At 68.1% G+C, this 17812-nt stretch carries 18 protein-coding genes; 15 read left to right on the top strand and 3 right to left on the bottom strand.

Annotated features, from left to right (window positions below; all coding sequences use genetic code 11):
- The first annotated feature begins 8 nt into the window (after nucleotides 1–8).
- The 4 genes from NA12_RS18315 to NA12_RS18330 all read left to right on the top strand — a co-directional run bounded on the left by NA12_RS18315 (nucleotide 9) and on the right by NA12_RS18330 (nucleotide 3989).
- A complete protein-coding gene (locus NA12_RS18315; protein WP_067452332.1) occupies nucleotides 9–584 on the top strand; it encodes a TetR/AcrR family transcriptional regulator in 576 nt (191 codons plus the stop codon).
- A 43-nt stretch (nucleotides 585–627) separates the two neighbouring features.
- A complete protein-coding gene (locus tag NA12_RS18320) occupies nucleotides 628–1263 on the top strand; it encodes a LysE family translocator (RefSeq protein WP_067452335.1) in 636 nt (211 codons plus the stop codon).
- 124 nt (nucleotides 1264–1387) lie between these two features.
- Nucleotides 1388–2920, top strand: coding sequence for an FAD-dependent monooxygenase (locus NA12_RS18325; RefSeq protein WP_243654974.1), 1533 nt, complete (start codon nucleotides 1388–1390; stop codon nucleotides 2918–2920).
- A 184-nt stretch (nucleotides 2921–3104) separates the two neighbouring features.
- A complete protein-coding gene (locus NA12_RS18330; RefSeq protein ID WP_084472881.1) occupies nucleotides 3105–3989 on the top strand; it encodes an EamA family transporter in 885 nt (294 codons plus the stop codon).
- A gap of 10 nt (nucleotides 3990–3999) precedes the next feature.
- Here NA12_RS18330 and NA12_RS18335 read toward each other — a convergent pair whose 3' ends face one another.
- The 3 genes from NA12_RS18335 to NA12_RS18345 all read right to left on the bottom strand — a co-directional run bounded on the left by NA12_RS18335 (nucleotide 4000) and on the right by NA12_RS18345 (nucleotide 5690).
- Complete coding sequence (locus NA12_RS18335) at nucleotides 4000–4290, bottom strand: hypothetical protein (protein WP_067452341.1); 291 nt, start codon at nucleotides 4288–4290, stop codon at nucleotides 4000–4002.
- A gap of 203 nt (nucleotides 4291–4493) precedes the next feature.
- Nucleotides 4494–5069 (bottom strand): GNAT family N-acetyltransferase, encoded by a 576-nt coding sequence (locus tag NA12_RS18340; protein WP_084472882.1) that lies wholly within the window; start codon nucleotides 5067–5069, stop codon nucleotides 4494–4496.
- A 63-nt stretch (nucleotides 5070–5132) separates the two neighbouring features.
- Nucleotides 5133–5690, bottom strand: coding sequence for a TetR/AcrR family transcriptional regulator (locus NA12_RS18345; RefSeq protein ID WP_207905631.1), 558 nt, complete (start codon nucleotides 5688–5690; stop codon nucleotides 5133–5135).
- Between the two features lie 99 nt (nucleotides 5691–5789).
- Between NA12_RS18345 and NA12_RS18350 the strand changes: the two genes are divergently transcribed.
- The 11 genes from NA12_RS18350 (at nucleotide 5790) to rpoZ (ending at nucleotide 17810) form a co-directional block, all read left to right on the top strand.
- Nucleotides 5790–6638, top strand: coding sequence for an SAM-dependent methyltransferase (locus NA12_RS18350; protein ID WP_067452346.1), 849 nt, complete (start codon nucleotides 5790–5792; stop codon nucleotides 6636–6638).
- Between the two features lie 290 nt (nucleotides 6639–6928).
- Nucleotides 6929–7555, top strand: coding sequence for a bifunctional pyr operon transcriptional regulator/uracil phosphoribosyltransferase PyrR (gene pyrR, locus NA12_RS18355; protein WP_067452348.1), 627 nt, complete (start codon nucleotides 6929–6931; stop codon nucleotides 7553–7555).
- Nucleotides 7552–8505, top strand: a complete 954-nt coding sequence (locus NA12_RS18360) for an aspartate carbamoyltransferase catalytic subunit (RefSeq protein ID WP_067452351.1) — start codon at nucleotides 7552–7554, stop codon at nucleotides 8503–8505. The genes pyrR and NA12_RS18360 overlap by 4 nt, the downstream gene beginning before the upstream one ends.
- Nucleotides 8502–9800, top strand: a complete 1299-nt coding sequence (locus NA12_RS18365) for a dihydroorotase (RefSeq protein ID WP_067452354.1) — start codon at nucleotides 8502–8504, stop codon at nucleotides 9798–9800. Before NA12_RS18360 ends, NA12_RS18365 begins: the two co-directional genes overlap by 4 nt.
- A gap of 12 nt (nucleotides 9801–9812) precedes the next feature.
- Nucleotides 9813–10319, top strand: a complete 507-nt coding sequence (locus NA12_RS18370; protein ID WP_067452357.1) for a PH-like domain-containing protein — start codon at nucleotides 9813–9815, stop codon at nucleotides 10317–10319.
- A complete protein-coding gene (gene carA / locus NA12_RS18375; RefSeq protein ID WP_067452360.1) occupies nucleotides 10316–11431 on the top strand; it encodes a glutamine-hydrolyzing carbamoyl-phosphate synthase small subunit in 1116 nt (371 codons plus the stop codon). Before NA12_RS18370 ends, carA begins: the two co-directional genes overlap by 4 nt.
- Entirely contained in the window at nucleotides 11431–14793 is a 3363-nt protein-coding gene (gene carB, locus NA12_RS18380) for a carbamoyl-phosphate synthase large subunit (protein ID WP_067452363.1), read from the top strand. Before carA ends, carB begins: the two co-directional genes overlap by 1 nt.
- A gap of 1 nt (nucleotide 14794) precedes the next feature.
- Nucleotides 14795–15616: an orotidine-5'-phosphate decarboxylase gene (gene pyrF, locus NA12_RS18385; protein ID WP_067452366.1), complete on the top strand. Its 822-nt coding sequence runs from the start codon at nucleotides 14795–14797 to the stop codon at nucleotides 15614–15616.
- A 976-nt stretch (nucleotides 15617–16592) separates the two neighbouring features.
- Nucleotides 16593–16913 (top strand): integration host factor, actinobacterial type, encoded by a 321-nt coding sequence (gene mihF / locus NA12_RS18390; RefSeq protein WP_056815410.1) that lies wholly within the window; start codon nucleotides 16593–16595, stop codon nucleotides 16911–16913.
- Nucleotides 16914–16919: 6 nt separating this feature from the next.
- Nucleotides 16920–17504 carry a guanylate kinase gene (gene gmk / locus NA12_RS18395; protein ID WP_067452369.1) on the top strand — a complete coding sequence of 195 codons (585 nt, stop codon included), beginning with the start codon at nucleotides 16920–16922 and terminating at the stop codon, nucleotides 17502–17504.
- Nucleotides 17505–17531: 27 nt separating this feature from the next.
- Nucleotides 17532–17810, top strand: coding sequence for a DNA-directed RNA polymerase subunit omega (gene rpoZ, locus NA12_RS18400; protein WP_067452373.1), 279 nt, complete (start codon nucleotides 17532–17534; stop codon nucleotides 17808–17810).
- Nucleotides 17811–17812: the final 2 nt, after the last annotated feature.

Genomic DNA, 17812 nt, shown 5'->3' on the forward strand with positions numbered 1-17812 from the left:
TGGGTGCGATGACCGACGAACGTCGGACCGAACGCGCCGATGCCGCGCGCAACCGTCGAGCGATCCTCGATGCCACCGCCGCGCTGCTGGCCGAACACGGCGCGGCCGGGGTGACGATGGACCGGGTCGCCGCGGCGGCCGGCGTCGGAAAGGGCACCATCTTCCACCGGTTCGGCAGTCGCGCGGGACTGCTCTACGAGCTCGTCGCCGAGGGTGCCGTCGCCTTGATGGCGGCGGTCTCGGGTGGTCCGCCACCGCTGGGTCCTGGCGCGCCGGCGACCGACCGGCTACTGGCCTTCTTCGACGCGATGACGAGCATGGTCACCGACGACGTGGAACTGATCGCGGCCTACCAGGCGATGCCGCCACATCCGCGCAGCGCCGAATTCCACGCGTACTGGGCACAGCACATCGGCGCGCTCCTGCGCGAGGTCCGGCCCGATATCGACGCCGATACCGTGGGCGCCCTGCTGTTGTCGACGGTCGGTGGGGAACTCGCGCAGCAGATGGCCAGAGCGGGCGAGGTCGACCGGTTGCGCTCGGCGATCGAGGAATTGGTTCGTTCGGTGCTGCGCGATCCCTGAACACCCGTGTTCTCAACGGTCGACAGCGGCTACGCTGCGACAGATGGTTCCGCTGTCACACGCCGCGGCTTTCGCCGTCGCCTCGCTGATCATCATCGTGATTCCCGGCCCGAACGTGCTGTTCGCGATCGGCCGCGCGCTGACGCTGGGGCGTCGGTCCGCTGTCCTGTCGGTAGCGGGCGCCGTCGCCGGATCGTTCGTTCCGCTGGTCGCCGTATCGGTGGGCCTCGGTGCGGTCTTGATGGCCTCGGCGACCTTGTTTCTCATCGTGAAGGTCGTCGGCGCCGCGTACCTGATCTATTTGGGCATCGCGACCATCAGACAGCGGAAGGAACTGGCGGCGGCCTTGCGATCCGACGCCCCGGGTATCGGTGGAAGTCGGGTACTGCGACAGGGATTCATCGTCGGTGCCACCAACCCCAAGACGATTGTGTTCTTCGGCGCGGTCCTTCCGCAGTTCGCGGTACCGGCTGACGGCGCTCTGCCCGCGCAGATGCTGATCCTGGGCGCGATCTTCCTGACGATCCAAGCGCTGTCGGACGGTTGCTGGGCGTTGCTCGCGGCGACGGCGCGGTCGTGGTTCGTCCGATCTCCGCGTCGTCTCGAAACCGTCGGCAGCACCGGCGGGCTGATGATCATCGGAGTCGGGGCGGGGATGGCACTGACCGGAACCACCTGATGACGGCCGACCCATTCGTTGCCCCCTCTAACTTATAGCTCACCCCGGGGCTTGCGGCAAGACCCCGGTGGTGCCGCAGAATCGCTGGGCAATGCAGGGACCAGCCACATTCGGGAGTGACCAGATGCAAGAGATGACCACCGACGTGATCGTTGTCGGGGCTGGGCCTGTCGGTGCGATGCTCGCGGGGGAGTTGGGGCGGGCCGGGGTTCGGCCGCTGGTGCTCGAACGCCGGGCGCGGCCGGGAACCGCGCAGAAGGCCAGTGGCCTCGGTGGGCGGATTCTGGACGTGCTGCGCTATCGGGGACTGCTCGACCGGCTGACGGCGATCAGCGCCGACGCGAGTCCGAAGCCGATCTTCCCCTTCGGCGGCGTGTACCTGGACTTCACCGGCCTCGACGAACTTCCACTGCACGCCATGGCGATCCCGCAGGCCGAGGTCGAGGAACTGCTCGCCGAAAACGCCGTCGACCTGGGCGCGCAGTTCCGGCGCGGACACGAGGTAGTCGCGGTGGCCCAGGACGACGACGCGGTGGTCGCGGACGTCGAGGGGCCCGACGGTCCGTACCGGGTGCGCGCCCGGTACCTGGTCGGCTGCGACGGCGGCCGCAGCCGGATTCGCGAACTAGCCGGAATCGGGTTCCCCGGCAGCACCTATCCGGAGGTCAACCGGTTGGCAGTGGTCGCCGTCCACGAGTCGGTGACCGTGCTCGACGACGGCGGCATCGTGGCGCCCGGTGTCGGCCGGGTCGAGCCGGGCTTCACGCACACCGGCACGGGGGTGTTCGCGCTCGGCCGGGTCAGCTCCGAGGATCGGGTGATGTTCTTCCAGACCACCGAGAACGACGACACCGAATACGACAACGACGAACCACTGAGCATGGTCGAACTCGGCGACAGCGTCCGGCGTGTGCTGGGTGGGGAGGTCGCGCTCGGCGCGCCGACTCGCTTGTCGCGCTACCAGTTCCAGGACCGACAGGCCGAGAACTATCGTGTGGGCAGAGTTTTCCTGGCCGGTGACGCGGCGCACCTGCTGCCCGCCACCGGTGCCGCGATGAACCTCGGAATGACCGATTCGGTGAACCTGGCCTGGAAGCTGGCCGCCGACATCCACGGGTGGGCACCGGCGGACCTACTCGACACCTACCACCTCGAACGTCACTTCGTCGGTGGCCGCGCATTGCTGCAGACCCGCGCACAGGCGGCGCTTCGCCAGGGTCAGGACCCGGCGGCCCAAGCATTGCGCGCGGTGTTCGGCGAACTACTCGCCGACGAACCTGCACTGCGCCGGATGGGAGCACTCGTCGCGGGCACCGATCTGCGCTACCCGATGCCCGGAACCTCCTCGCTCACCGGCACTTTCGCGCCCGACCTGATCCTGGACACCGATCAGGGCACGACCACCGTCGCCGAACTCATGCACGCCGCGCGCCCGGTGTTCCTCGACCTGGCCGACCGCGCCGACCTGCGCGAGATCGTCGAGAAGTGGATACCCGTCGATATCCGTTCGGCCGGGACTGTGGATCGCCCCGCCGACGCGATCCTGATCCGTCCCGACGGTCATATCGCCTGGGCGGCGGCGATCGATGAGTCATCCGAGACCGCCACGGCCGAGCTGAGCGCCGCGCTGACCAGATGGTTCGGCGTCCAGTCGTAGCGCGACATGGAAGACCGTCGAATTCCCGCGCTGCCCTATCCGACACCGCCGCCTGATCGCCACGTGACGGAATAGACCTGAATCGCGCACCGGCCCAAAGCCATTCCGACACCGGGCCGGTGCGCGTTGAATTCCGTGCCGATGTGTAGATTACTCCTGGGATGAACTCGGTTCCGACTACCGGATGGTCGGCGCCGCGCGCGCTCCCGGGCTGGTCGGTGCCGATGGTGTTCATCGTGGCGGCGACCTCGCAATATGGGGCGCCGCGCTCGGCGTATTCCTCTTCGACACCAAACCGGCGACCGTGGCCTGGTTGCGCGCCGCCGCGGCGGGGATGGTGCTGCTGGCTTGGCGGCGGCCGTGGCGCACCCGCTGGACCCGGCGTGGCATGGCGACGGCGGCAGGCTTCGGCATTGTCACTGTGTCGATGAACATCGTGTTCTACGAGGCCATCGCGCGGATCCCGCTCGGCACCGCCGTCGCGATCGAATTCCTGGGTCCGGTCGCCGTCGCGGCGCTCGGATCGCGGCGGGCGCGAGACCTGATCGCCGTGGCGCTGGTGGCGGTCGGTGTGGTGTTGCTGGCCGGCGTGCAATTCGAGGTCGAGCCGGTCGGAGTGGGGTTCGCTCTGGCCTCGGCGGTCCTGTGGGCGGCGTACATCCTCGTCGGCAAGCGCGTCGCCGACACCGGTGACGGCCAGGACTCTCTCGCCGTCGGTATGGTGGCCGCGGCGGTGTCGCTGGCGCCGTTCGTGTTGATCCCGCAGCTGGCGATCGATGCCGCGGTCTTCGCCGACCCGCGGACCTGGCTGCTCGGTCTCGGCGTGGGCATGCTGTCCAGCGCGGTGCCGTACGCGCTGGACCAGGTGGTACTGACCGCGGTGGGTCGCGCGCGTTTCGCTCTACTCCTCGCGTTACTCCCGGCGACCGCGACCATCGTCGGCGCGATCGCCCTCGCCCAACGACCCACCCTGCTCGAACTCGCGGGCATCGCACTGGTCATGCTGGCACTGACGATCAGCGCGCTACCCACCCGCCGGCCCGCGCCGGAACCGCCCGCCCCACTGTGACCTTCGAGCGTCAGCTGCGCTGGGCCAGGTAGTTGTAGATTTCGTGGATTTCGATGGTGGGCTGGTTGGGCATGCCCACTTCCATCCCGATGGGGCCGAGGGTCGATTCGGCGAAGGTCTGGAATTGTTCGCGGGTTTCCCAGACGTCGGTGACGTGAAATCCGGTGTCGGTCTTTCTGACCAGGTGGAACAGCATGCCCGGGCCGCCGGAGCCGCTGTGCACGAAGCCCATCTTCTCGAGTGCCTGGTCGTACTGTTCGAGGGTCGAGCCGGTGAATTCGAGTTCGACGGCAACCGCCATAACGGTCATCTCCTAGCGCGGTCGAGCGGGTTGGAGTGTCTTCGGGCCCGGCCCGACGAGCGGGGGGTCGCAGTCGAACATCGTGACCCGGCGCTCCGATCGGATCACGATCGCTCCGCGCGGCGACGCGATTCCACCGCTGCGATGTGGTGCCCGTCACATTCTAGTCGGGGGGTCATCGGCCGACAAGCGACCTCGTCGGCCTACCCCGGACCGGCCACGGTCGCCCAGACCATGCCGATACCGGAGTCGGCGGGCGCGGTGCGGGGGCGCGGGGCAGTGCTGACCAGCTGATAGCCGAGCCGCCGAGGAACTGCCGCACTACGGATATTGGCTGCGTCGCAATGGATTTCGACGCGGCCGATGTGGGGCAGGGCGAGTGCGGCGGCGGTCAAGGCATAAGCGGCGCGCGTAATGACTCCTCGCCCGGTGTGGGCGACATGGCACCAGTAACCGATCTCCAGGGCAGCCGGATCGATCCTGTCGTGGAGTCCGATGCCGCCCGCTACCTCGCCTCTCGCGGTGAAGATCCCGTAGAGATAGCCGCCGTCGGGCGTCGGCCAGTGGGCGGCCGAGGTCCGCAGGGTTCGGCGTTGCCCGGCGAGCGTCGGCGGCTCCTCGGCCCACGACATCCACGCGTGCAGGTGTGCGTGTGACGCGCTCAGCGCCGCGAACTGGCGGGTCAGGTCGGTGGGGCGCCATCGACGCAGCAGGAGATCGCCCAGGTCTATCCGCTGCGGGGGAGTCGATCCGGGAGGGGCGTTCGTGCCGGTGGTCATGACCGATGATGGCGGATACCGCGGCTTGCGAGCAAAGCATTTCCGGTGCCGGGCGACGTGCGGCTACTGGATTCTGGCGAGGATATCGATCGCGATAGCTGTTGCGGCGGTGTGCATCTGGTCGTCGGTCAGTTCGAGATCGTCCATCATCGACACGCTCCAACTGATCGCGAGCAGGGCTTGCCGTGCGTGATAGACCTTCGTGGCGGCGGCGTCGGGCTCGGTCATGAGGTCGGCGAGGACCCGGAATTGGTAGCGCAGACCCGCGCCGAAACCGAGATCGCGGAACGCGGGCTGGTTCTCGTGCCAGAACCGCACCATGTCACGGCCGAGGCTGTGGAGCAACGCGCTGTAGCGGCGCAGGATCTGCTCGGCGCGTTCGCGCCCCGGCGGAGCCTGTTCGGCCCAGGTGACGATGTCGTCGATGCCGCGGCGCAGGTCGTCGGACAGGCTGACGACGATGTCCTCTTTGGTCCGGAAGTGGTAGTACAGCGCGGCTTTGGTGACGCCGAGCCGCTCGGCGATCTCGCGCAGCGAGGTCTTCTCGTACCCACGCTCGGAGAACAGTTCCATCGCCACCGTGCGAATGCGTTCCCTGGTATCGCTACGACGTCCGTCCACGGGGCTTTCCTTTGCTTGACGACCGGCTAGGGGGAGCCTACCGTCGAAACGTGACCGAAATTACTAGCCGGTCGACAAGTTAGTTTGACGGAGGGGTTGATGACACACCAGAACACGCCCACCGAGGGGGTGGCGCTGACGGCGATCGGCGTCGCGCTGATCCGCGAGCGGGAATCGCGCAGGCCGGATCGGCTCTACGACGACCCGCTCGCCACGGCGTTCGTCGACGCGGCGCGGCGTGACTTCACCCGCACCGAGGCGGGCGCCGCGAAATGGGCGCGAGTGGAGGCCTTGGCCGAACAGTTCTTCGCGGGCAGATCCGTCGGTGTCCGCCTGGTCGACGACCGGGTGACCGAGGCCGTTGCCGCCGGATGCCGCCAGATCGTCTTGCTCGGCGCCGGTCTGGACACCCGTGCGTTCCGCATGGGTCTGCCCGCCGACGTCACCGTCTACGAACTGGACCTGCCGGAGTTGTTCGCGTTCAAGGAGCCGGTACTGCGCGCGGTCCGAGCCGCACCGACCGCGCGACGACACGTCCTGCCGATCGATCTGCGCACCGCCTGGGCGGTTCCGCTGCGCGAGCGAGGATTTCGATCGGACCTACCGACCCACTGGGTCGACGAGGGCGCTCTCCCGTATCTCCCACCCGAGGATCATCTCCGCACGGTGGCGACGCTGACGACGTTGTCCGTGCCCGGCAGCCGATTCGGCCTCAGCCGGTTCGCGGTCGATTCCGACGCGCCGCCCTACGCCGAACTTCGTCGACTCGTCTCCGGTGACGACGCACCGATGCCACCGCTGGAGGCCGGGCGTCCGGGACAACAGTGGCTCGTCGAGCACGGTTGGCACGTCCGGTTCCGCACCTGGGACGACGAGATCGTGCCGCTGGGCAGGGACGTGGCGGTGCACGATCCGAAGGTCGGCGTCGTGCTCGCCGAGCGGGTATGACCGAAGGTTCACCGTGTCGCGCAGCGGCGGCTATCGGAGTCGCCGCGACGACGTGAACGCGATCACGGACCGCTCGCTGCCGCACGGTCGTGTGCGGTGAAACATGGGCGCTCGCTGCACTTTCGGCGCGTCTGTGAGCACCGACACGACGACGGTCGGTCAGCGGCGGTTCGTGGTCGCGCTCACAGGCGGGCCTACCTGGTCAAAGGCGTCTCGCGGCGCTGATAGGCTGACGGGCGAGTGAGACATCCTTTAACGGACCGTCCGGTGAGGCGGGGAAGGAGGTCGGCATGGCTGTGCCCGAACGGGCGGCCAGAACCGGCGAAACATCGCAGCGGCACACCCCGGAGTGGGTGGCGGCCGGACGTGAGCTGTTGTCGCCCTCGGATGTGACCAGGACCGTAGCGCGGATCGCGCACCAGATCATCGAGAAGACCGCCCTGGATTCCGGCGACGCCGACGCACCGCGGGTGGTTCTGATGGGAATTCCGACGCGCGGCACCACCCTGGCCAATCGGCTGGCGGACAAGATCGAGGAATTCTCCGGTGTGCGTCCCGCCCTCGGCTCCCTCGACATCACCCTGTATCGCGACGACCTGCGCAGTCGCCCGCATCGCCCGCTCGAGCGCACCTCGGTGCCCGACGGCGGCATCGAGAATTCCCTGGTCGTGCTCGTCGACGACGTGCTGTTCTCGGGCCGGACGGTCCGCGCCGCCCTCGACGGGCTGCGCGACCTCGGCCGCCCCCGCGCCGTGCAGTTGGCGGTCCTCATCGACCGCGGCCACCGCGAACTGCCGATCCGCGCCGACTACGTGGGTAAGAACGTGCCGACGTCGCGCGCCGAGGACATCTCGGTGCTGATGATCGAGCACGACGGCCGTGACGGCGTCTATCTGCATCAGGAAGGTCAAGAGTGAAGCACTTGCTGACGGTCGCCGACCTGGATCGCGGCACCGCCACCGAACTCCTCGACGAAGCCGAACGCTTCGAACAGGCCCTGCTGGGCCGCGAGGTGAAGAAGCTGCCGACCCTGCGCGGTCGCACCGTGATGACGGTGTTCTACGAGAACTCCACCCGTACCCGGGTGTCGTTCGAGGTGGCGGGCAAGTGGATGAGCGCCGACGTGATCAATGTGAGCGCGTCGAGTTCCTCTGTCTCCAAGGGAGAATCGCTGCGCGACACCGCGCTCACCCTGCACGCGGCGGGCGCCGACGCGCTGATCGTGCGCCACCCGGCCTCGGGCGCCGCGCACCAGATCGCGCGCTGGATGGAGCAGTGGGCGCGCGAGGAGAACCGTGCCGCCCCCTCGATCATCAACGCCGGTGACGGCACGCACCAGCACCCCACCCAGGCACTGCTCGACGCACTCACCCTGCGTCAGCGCCTCGGCGACATCGAGGGCAAGCGGATCGTGCTGGTCGGCGACATCCTGCACAGCCGGGTGGCCCGCTCCAACGTCTCCCTGCTCGCGACGCTCGGCGCCGAAGTGGTGTTGGTCGCGCCGCGCACCCTGCTGCCGGTCGGCGTGGAGGCCTGGCCCTGCCGGGTCTCGAGCTCGCTCGACGCCGAACTGCCCGGCGCCGACGCGGTGATGATGCTGCGCGTGCAGGCGGAGCGGATGAACGGCGGGTTCTTCCCGTCGGCCCGCGAGTACTCGATCAACTACGGACTGTCCGAGCGCAGGCTCGCGATGCTCGGCGACGACGCGGTGGTCCTGCACCCCGGCCCGATGCTGCGCGGTATGGAAATCGCCTCCGCGGTCGCGGATTCACCGAAATCGGCTGTGCTGCAGCAGGTCTCGAACGGAGTGCACATGCGGATGGCCGTGTTGTTCCGGCTGCTCGTCGGTCAGGAGGAAACGGTATGAGTGAGCTGCTGATCAAGAACGTCAAGCCCTACGGCGAAGGCGATCCCGTCGATGTCCTGGTGCGCGACACCCGCATCGCCGATATCGGCACCGGCCTGACCGCGTCCGACGATGCCGAGGTGATCGAGGGCAACGGCCAGATCCTGCTGCCCGGCTTCGTCGATCTGCACACGCACCTGCGTGAACCCGGCCGCGAGGACACCGAGACCATCGAAACGGGTTCGGCCGCGGCCGCGCTGGGCGGTTACACCGCGGTGTTCGCGATGGCCAACACCAGCCCGGTCGCCGACTCGGTCGTCATCACCGACCATGTGTGGCGGCGCGGCCAGGAAGTCGGCCTCGTCGATGTGTTTCCGGTCGGCGCCGTGACGGTCGGCCTGCAGGGTAAACAGCTCGCGGAGATGGGCACCATGGCCGCGGGCGTCGGCCGGGTCCGAATGTTCTCCGACGACGGCGTCTGCGTCGACGACCCGCTGATCATGCGCCGCGCACTCGAATACGCGAACTCGCTCGGCGTGCTCATCGCCCAGCATGCCGAGGAACCGCGCCTGACCAGGAACGCCATCGCGCACGAAGGACCCAACGCCGCACGCCTCGGACTGCACGGCTGGCCGCGCGCCGCCGAGGAGTCGATCGTCGCGCGGGACGCCCTGCTGGCCCGCGACGCGAACGCCCGTGTGCACATCTGCCACGCCTCCACCGCGGGCACCGTCGAACTGGTGAAATGGGCCAAGTCCCAGGGCATCTCGATCACCGCCGAGGTCACGCCACACCACCTGCTGCTCGACGACTCGCGCCTGGAAACCTACGACGCGGTCAACAAGGTGAACCCGCCACTGCGCGAATCCACCGATGTGGCGGCCTTGCGCCAGGCACTGGCCGACGGCGTCATCGACTGCGTCGCCACCGACCACGCCCCGCACGCCGAACAGGACAAGTGCTGCGAATTCGCGGCCGCGCGTCCCGGCATGCTCGGCTTGGAGACGGCGCTGTCGATCATCGTGCAGACGATGGTGCGGCCCGGCCTGCTCGACTGGCGCGGTGTCGCGAAGGTGATGAGCGAGAAGCCCGCCGCGATCGTCGGCCTCGACGACCACGGCCGTCCGATCGCCGTCGGCGAGCCCGCCAACCTCACGCTGATCGACCCCGATGCCGAGTGGACGGTGCGCGGCGCCGAACTGGCGAGCATCTCGAACAACACACCGTTCGAGGACATGACGTTCCCGGCCGAGGTCACAGCCACGGTGCTGCGCGGCCGGGTAACTGCCCGCGAGGGCAAGGCGGTCGGGATCTAGGGAGGCCAGGAAGTGGAAAGAACGCTGTGGATTGTCGGGCTGCTGGCATTTTTCTTTCTGTGCCTGTGGTTGATGTACCGGGCCTGGCAGAAGAAGGCCACGCGGCAGCAGGCACGCATCGGCGAACTGCCGACGGTGCCGGCCGAACTGGGCGCGCAACTACTGGAACCGACCACCGGGATGTACCTGGGCAGCACCATCGCGCCCAGCTGGCAGGACCGGATCGCGGTCGGTGACCTGGGATTCCGGGCGACCGCCGAACTGACGCGGTTCGAACGCGGAATTCTGCTCGAACGCGACGGCGCCACGGTGATCTGGATTCCGCAGGAATCGGTGACCGCCGTGCGGACCGAGCGCGGACACGCGGGCAAAGTGATGACCGAAGGCGGTGTGCTGGTAATTCGCTGGACACTGCCGACCGGAACCGAGGTAGATACCGGTTTCCGGGGTGACGACAAGACGGTGTACCCGGCATGGATTGCGGATGCGACCAGGGTGACGACGGGAGACGATGAATGACGAAGGCACAAGCGGCCTTGGTGCTCGAGGACGGCCGCGTATTCCGCGGTACCGCTTTCGGCGCGCAGGGCCAGACACTCGGTGAGGCCGTGTTCTGCACGGCGATGACCGGGTACCAGGAAACCCTGACCGACCCCAGCTACGCCCGCCAGATCGTGGTGGCCACGGCCCCGCAGATCGGCAATACCGGCTGGAACGACGAGGACGACGAGTCCGCCAGGATCTGGGTCGCCGGCTACGCCGTGCGCGACCCCTCGCGGGTCTCCTCGAACTGGCGCGCCACCGGCACGCTGACCGACGAGCTCGACCGCCAGGACGTGGTCGGCATCGCGGGGATCGACACCCGTGCGGTGGTCCGCCACCTGCGCAGCCGCGGCTCGATGAAGGCGGGCATCTTCTCCGGCGCCGCACTGGCCGACGACACCGAACTCCTCGCGCGGGTCAACGGCCAGGCCTCGATGCTGGGCGCCGACCTCGCCGAAGAGGTCAGCACCGACGCGCTGTACACGATCGAACCGGTGGGCGAGCACAGATTCACCGTCGTCGCGGTCGACCTGGGCATCAAGACCAACACCCCGCGCATGTTCGCCGAGCGCGGCGTACGCACCCACGTGGTCCCGTCGAACACCTCCCTCGACGACATCCTCGCGCTGAACCCCAACGGCGTGTTCCTGTCCAACGGCCCCGGCGACCCGGCCACCCAGACCGGCGCCATCGCGCTCACCCAGGGTGTGCTCGAGCGCGGAATCCCGCTGTTCGGCATCTGCTTCGGCAACCAGATCCTGGGCCGGGCTCTGGGTCGCAGCACCTACAAGATGAAGTTCGGCCACCGTGGCATCAATATCCCGGTGATCGAAGAGGGCACGGGCCGCGTGTCCATCACCGCCCAGAACCACGGCTTCGCCCTCGAAGGCGAGCGGGGCGAGGTGTTCGACACCCCGTTCGGCAAGGCCGAGGTCTCCCACATCTGCGCCAACGACGGCACCGTCGAAGGGGTCCGGCTGATCGACGGCCGCGCCTTCTCGGTGCAGTACCACCCCGAGGCCGCCGCAGGCCCGCATGACGCCGCATACCTGTTCGACCGTTTCGCCGGTCTCATGGAAGGAGCCTGATGCCTCGCCGCGAGGATCTGAAGCACATTCTGGTGATCGGCTCTGGCCCGATCGTGATCGGCCAGGCGTGCGAATTCGACTACTCCGGTACCCAGGCGTGCCGGGTGCTGCGGTCCGAGGGACTGCGCGTGTCGCTGGTGAACTCCAACCCGGCGACCATCATGACCGACCCGGAGTTCGCCGACGCCACCTACGTCGAGCCGATCACCCCGGAGTTCGTCGAGAAGGTCATCGAGAAGGAACGCCCCGACGCCATCCTGGCCACCCTCGGCGGGCAGACCGCGCTCAACACCGCGGTCGCGCTGCACGAGAACGGCGTACTGCAGAAGTACAACGTGGAGCTGATCGGCGCCGACTTCGACGCCATCCAGCGCGGTGAGGACCGGCAGAAGTTCAAGGACATCGTCGCGAAGGTGGGCGGCGAGAGTGCCCGCAGCGCCGTCTGTTACACGATGGACGAGGTCCGCGCGACCGTCGCCGACCTCGGTTACCCCGTGGTCGTGCGTCCCTCGTTCACCATGGGCGGGCTCGGCTCCGGCATGGCCTACAACGAGGAAGACCTCGACCGCATCGCCGGTGGCGGCCTGTCCGCCTCGCCGACCGCGAACGTCCTGATCGAGGAGTCCATCCTCGGCTGGAAGGAGTTCGAACTCGAGCTCATGCGCGACCGCAACGACAACGTGGTCATCGTCTGCTCGATCGAGAACGTCGACCCGATGGGCGTGCACACCGGTGACTCGGTCACCGTCGCCCCCGCGATGACCCTCACCGACCGCGAGTACCAGAAGATGCGCGATCTCGGCATCGCGATCCTGCGCGAGGTCGGCGTCGACACCGGCGGCTGCAACATCCAGTTCGCGGTCGACCCGGCCGACGGTCGTCTGATCGTCATCGAGATGAACCCCCGCGTCTCGCGCTCCTCGGCGCTGGCGTCGAAGGCCACCGGTTTCCCGATCGCCAAGATCGCCGCGAAGCTGGCCATCGGCTACACCCTCGACGAGATCGTCAACGACATCACCGGTGAGACCCCGGCATCGTTCGAGCCGACCCTCGACTACGTCGTGGTGAAGGCGCCGCGGTTCGCGTTCGAGAAGTTCCCCGGCGCCGACGCCACCCTCACCACCACCATGAAGTCGGTGGGCGAGGCGATGTCGATGGGCCGCAACTTCTCCGAGGCGCTCGGCAAGGTGCTGCGCTCGCTCGAGACCAAGGCCGCCAGCTTCTGGACCACCGACGACGGTCGGTGGGCTCCGGCGGATCCGAGCGATCCGGCCTCGGTGCGTGAGGCGATCGAAGCCATTCTCGCCGACCTGCGCGTGCCCACCGAAGGTCGCATTTACCAGGTCGAACGCGCACTGCGCTACGGCGCGAGCGTCGCGGAAGTCGCGAAGGCCTCCGGTGTGGACCCGTGGTTCGTCGCCGAGGTACTCGGCCTGGTCGAGCTGCGGGCCGAGGTCCTCGACGCGCCCGTCCTCGACGAGGAGCTGCTGCGTCGCGCCAAGCACTACGGCCTGTCCGACCGTCAGCTCGCCGCGCTGCGGCCCGAGCTGGCCGGTGAGTCGGGTGTGCGCTCGCTGCGGCACCGGCTCGCGGTGCGCCCGGTCTACAAGACCGTCGACACCTGCGCCGCGGAGTTCGAGGCCAAGACCCCGTACCACTACAGCACCTACGAGCTCGATCCCGGTGCGGAGTCCGAGGTGGCGCCGCAGCAAGAGCGCGAGAAGGTCATCATCCTGGGTTCGGGCCCGAACCGCATCGGTCAGGGGATCGAGTTCGACTACTCGTGTGTGCACGCGGCACAGACGCTCTCGGCCGCCGGGTACGAGACGGTGATGGTCAACTGCAACCCCGAGACCGTCTCCACCGACTACGACACCGCCGATCGTCTCTACTTCGAGCCGCTCACCTTCGAGGATGTCCTCGAGGTGTACAACGCCGAAGCCGAGTCGGGCACCGTCGCCGGTGTGATCGTGCAGCTCGGCGGCCAGACGCCGCTGGGTCTGGCGCAGCGGCTCACCGACGCCGGCGTGCCGGTGGTCGGCACCTCCGCGGCCGCGATCGACCTGGCCGAGGACCGTGGCGAATTCGGTGATGTGCTCGTCGCCGCCGGACTGCCCGCGCCCAAGTACGGCACCGCCACCACGGTGGCCCAAGCCAAGAAGATCGCCAACCAGATCGGCTACCCGGTCCTGGTTCGCCCGTCCTATGTGCTGGGTGGGCGCGGCATGGAGATCGTCTACGACGAGCAGTCGCTCGAGGGGTACATCTCCCGCGCCACCGAGCTCAACCCGGATCACCCGGTGCTGGTGGACCGCTTCCTCGAAGACGCCATCGAGATCGACGTCGACGCGCTGTGCGACGGCGACGAGGTCTACCTCGGCGGCGTGATGGAACACATCGAGGAGGCCGGTATCCACTCCGGTGACTCCGCCTGCGCGCTGCCCCCGATCACGCTGGGTCGCAGCGACATCGAGGCCGTGCGCCGCTCCACCATCGCGCTGGCCAAGGGCATCGGCGTCAAGGGCCTGCTCAACGTGCAGTACGCGCTCAAGGACGACGTGCTCTACGTCCTGGAAGCCAATCCCCGGGCGAGCCGGACGGTTCCGTTCGTCTCGAAGGCCACCGCCGTGCCGCTGGCCAAGGCCTGCGCGCGCGTCATGCTCGGCGCCACCATCGCCGACCTGCGCAAGGAAGGCATGCTGCCGCCCGAGGGCGACGGCGGTCACGTGCCGCTCGACGCGCCGGTCGCGGTGAAGGAAGCCGTGCTGCCCTTCCACCGGTTCCGTCGCGCCGACGGCTCCGGGGTCGACTCGCTGCTCTCCCCGGAGATGAAGTCCACCGGTGAGGTCATGGGCATCGACGCCGATTTCGGCACCGCGTTCGCCAAGAGCCAGGCCGCCGCCTACGGCTCGCTGCCGACCGAGGGCACCGTGTTCGTCTCGATCGCCAACCGCGACAAGCGCGCCATGGTGTTCCCGATCAAGCGCCTGCACGACCTGGGGTTCCGCATCCTCGCCACCGAGGGCACCGCGGAAACCCTGCGCCGCAACGGCATTCCGTGCGAGCAGGTGCGCAAGCACTCCGATCCGGACGCCACCGATCGGGCCACCGGCATGCCGGAGGCCTCGATCGTGGAGCAGATCCGCGACGGCGAGATCGACATCGTGTTCAACACCCCCTACGGCAACTCGGGCCCGCGCGTGGACGGGTACGAGATCCGCACCGCCGCGGTGGGCGCGAACATCCCGTGCATCACCACCGTGCAGGGCGCCGCGGCCGCGGTGCAGGGCATCGAGGCGAGCATCAACGGCGGTATCGGGGTGCGCTCGCTGCAGGAACTGCACTCGAAGCTGCGTGGCTGACATGACCTTCGGCCACCGATTGCAGCACGCCATGCGGCAGTTCGGACCCGTGTGCGTCGGCATCGACCCCCACCCCGCGCTGTTGCGGGCGTGGGGGCTCACCGAAGACGTCGACGGACTCGAGGCCTTCGCCGAGATCTGCGTCGAGGCCTTCGACGGTCGGGTCGCCCTGGTGAAGCCACAGGTCGCGTTCTTCGAGACCTACGGCTCCGGCGGCATCGCGGTGCTCGAGCGCACCATCTCGGTGCTGCGGGCCTCGGGCACTCTGGTGCTGGCCGATGCCAAGCGAGGCGACATCGGATCCACCATGGATGCCTACGCTCACGCGTGGCTCGGCGACGGCCCGCTGGGTTCGGACGCGGTGACCGTCTCGCCCTACCTCGGTTTCGGATCCCTGGATCCGGCGCTGAGTCTGGCCCAGGCCCATCATCGTGGCGTGTTCGTGCTCGCGGCTACCTCGAATCCCGAGGGCGCGCGACTGCAACGGATCACCGCCGCCGATGGGCGCACGATCGCGCAGACCATGGTCGACGAGGCCGCGTCCCGCAATGCGGGTGACGGCTTCGGCTCGGTCGGCGTGGTCGTCGGCGCGACGCTCACCGAGGCACCGGATCTGTCGGCACTGAACGGACCGATTCTGATGCCAGGTGTAGGTGCGCAGGGCGGGGGAGCGGAGTCCATCAGGAACCTGGTCGCCGAAGCGAACCTGGCTGCTGTCGTGCCCGCGGTGTCGCGCGAGATCCTCACCGTGGGCCCGTCGGTGACGGCGCTGTGCGATAAGACGGCTCAACTGCAAGAGGAGTTCGCCTTCCTGCAGCACTGACGCGAGCATGCGGGGCCGGGGCAGCGACCGCTGCCCCGGCCCCCGTTTCTGTCCCGCCGGGTCCCTCGAAGCGACGTGAGCGCCACCACGGGCTGCCGTCGCTGTGCCCAGAACGGCCGCTGTGGCCCGAAATGGACTCTGCCGCAGGGTATTTCGACCTGAATGCCGATTCGGCGCGTAGCGATGGCGTATGCCCCTGGCACTGCCCGCGTGCCAACAGCCGAACGCGCGACACCGAGCCGCCGTTGCTCGGCGAGCCGTGGTCATCCGGCCCGCCCTCCCGGGGATCGTCAGGCGCACCGGCACCTTGCGCCAGGGCGATCCCTGTGCGTTTCGCCTCACGTGACGAACTGCTCGCCCGGCTGTGCCGCGGTCGATCCGCCGATACCGCGAGGCTTCATCGCGGCACCGAACCGGCGCGCGCCGCCGTCGCGTTTGCGCCGTGCTGTCACCGCGCCTACCCGACCGAGGACCGCTCGCAGGCCATCGCGAGCGTCGCCGTGGCGCCGGTTTTGTCCGGTTCAGTCACTGGCTATGCCGCCCGGGGCGTCCCGAATCCGGACCGGATCGACGACGTCGTGACGACCGCTTCGGGTGCGATTCTCGACCGTTTTCAGGCCCGCCCTGGCGACACGCGGTACGAAATCGGGCGACACGCGGGCTTTTTCTGGAAACCCGCTGGTCGCGCACTAGCGGGTTTGCCGGGGCCGCGACGGACACTCGCGCTACCTGGTGGCTATCATCGCCCATATCCGTATAACCGCAGGTGAAGATGTATTTCAGGAATTCGACTGTACGATCGTTACCAAGGAATCGGGCGTCACCGCATCGGGTCCGCGCGCGCCATACGGCATCCGTAATCCTGCCCTGACCTGGGGGTCGGGTTCGCAATCGGCGCGCACCGTGGGTACGGTCGCACAGACCGTCCGGGTAACCGGCGGTAGATATGGCAATGAACGATGAGACGGAGGAACCCGTGGCCCTTCCCCAGCTGACTGATGAGCAGCGCGCCGCTGCTCTGGAGAAGGCGGCTGCCGCTCGCCGCGCTCGGGCAGAGCTCAAGGAGCGCCTGAAGCGCGGTGGAACGAACCTGAAGCAGGTCCTCACCGATGCCGAGTCCGATGAGATTCTCGGCAAGATGAAGGTTTCTGCGCTGCTCGAGGCTCTGCCGAAGGTGGGCAAGGTCAAGGCGGCGGAGATCATGACCGAGCTGGAGATCGCGCCTACGCGTCGTCTCCGTGGTCTCGGTGCCCGGCAGCGCGCCGCGCTGCTCACCCGCTTCGACTTCGACGCCTAAAGTCTGGTGGACAAAAACACGCGGAAGGGCCGGCTGGTAGTACTGGTCGGCCCCTCGGCCGTGGGTAAATCCACGGTTGTGCGGTGCGTGCGGGAACGCCTGCCCGAACTGGTTTTCAGTGTGTCGGCCACCACCAGGGACCCCCGTCCCGGCGAGGTCGACGGTCTCGATTACCGCTTCGTTTCCCGAGTCGAGTTCGACGCCATGATCGCGGCGGACGAGCTGCTCGAATGGGCGGACATCCATGGGGGGTTGCAGCGATCGGGCACCCCCGCCGCCCCGGTGCGTGAAGCGCTGGCGAGCGGACTATCGGTACTGATCGAAGTCGACCTGGCCGGTGCACGGTCGGTCCGGCAGGCGATGCCGGAAGCACTGCTGGTGTTTCTCGCGCCGCCGAGCTGGGAAGAACTGGTCTCGCGGTTGCGTTCGCGCGGCACCGAGACGCCCGAGGTGATCGAGCGCAGGCTCGAGACGGCCCGGGTCGAATTGGCGGCCCGTGACGAGTTCGACACGGTCATCGTGAACAGCGAGGTAACGACTGCTTGTGAGCAGTTGGTATCGTTGTTCGTTAGCACAAATTCGAGTTCTTGACCCACTAACCCGCAGGAGTCACCCCTAGTGAGCACGGACATCTCCGCAGCACCCGCGTACGACACTCCGATCGGCCTCACCAACCCCCCGATCGACGAGCTGCTCGAGCGCACGTCCTCCAAGTACGCCCTGGTGATCTACGCGGCCAAGCGCGCCCGTCAGATCAACGATTACTACAACCAGCTCGGTGACGGCATCCTCGAGTACGTCGGCCCGCTCGTCGAGCCGGGTCTGCAGGAGAAGCCGCTGTCGGTCGCCATGCGCGAAATCCACTCCGACCTGCTCGAACACACCGAGGGCGAGTGACA

Origin of the sequence: Nocardia alba NBRC 108234 (assembly GCF_001612665.1) — a bacterium.
Classification (GTDB): Bacteria; Actinomycetota; Actinomycetes; order Mycobacteriales; family Mycobacteriaceae; genus Nocardia; species Nocardia alba.

What these genes read in the sequence shown, in the direction of transcription:
- NA12_RS18315 (WP_067452332.1), top strand. Translation starts at nt 9, where the DNA reads ATGACCGACGAACGTCGGACCGAACGCGCCGATGCCGCGCGCAACCGT.
- NA12_RS18320 (WP_067452335.1), top strand. Translation starts at nt 628, where the DNA reads ATGGTTCCGCTGTCACACGCCGCGGCTTTCGCCGTCGCCTCGCTGATC.
- NA12_RS18325 (WP_243654974.1), top strand. Translation starts at nt 1,388, where the DNA reads ATGCAAGAGATGACCACCGACGTGATCGTTGTCGGGGCTGGGCCTGTC.
- NA12_RS18330 (WP_084472881.1), top strand. Translation starts at nt 3,105, where the DNA reads ATGGTCGGCGCCGCGCGCGCTCCCGGGCTGGTCGGTGCCGATGGTGTT.
- NA12_RS18335 (WP_067452341.1), bottom strand. Translation starts at nt 4,290, where the DNA reads ATGGCGGTTGCCGTCGAACTCGAATTCACCGGCTCGACCCTCGAACAG.
- NA12_RS18340 (WP_084472882.1), bottom strand. Translation starts at nt 5,069, where the DNA reads ATGACCACCGGCACGAACGCCCCTCCCGGATCGACTCCCCCGCAGCGG.
- NA12_RS18350 (WP_067452346.1), top strand. Translation starts at nt 5,790, where the DNA reads ATGACACACCAGAACACGCCCACCGAGGGGGTGGCGCTGACGGCGATC.
- pyrR (WP_067452348.1), top strand. Translation starts at nt 6,929, where the DNA reads ATGGCTGTGCCCGAACGGGCGGCCAGAACCGGCGAAACATCGCAGCGG.
- NA12_RS18365 (WP_067452354.1), top strand. Translation starts at nt 8,502, where the DNA reads ATGAGTGAGCTGCTGATCAAGAACGTCAAGCCCTACGGCGAAGGCGAT.
- carA (WP_067452360.1), top strand. Translation starts at nt 10,316, where the DNA reads ATGACGAAGGCACAAGCGGCCTTGGTGCTCGAGGACGGCCGCGTATTC.
- carB (WP_067452363.1), top strand. Translation starts at nt 11,431, where the DNA reads ATGCCTCGCCGCGAGGATCTGAAGCACATTCTGGTGATCGGCTCTGGC.
- pyrF (WP_067452366.1), top strand. Translation starts at nt 14,795, where the DNA reads ATGACCTTCGGCCACCGATTGCAGCACGCCATGCGGCAGTTCGGACCC.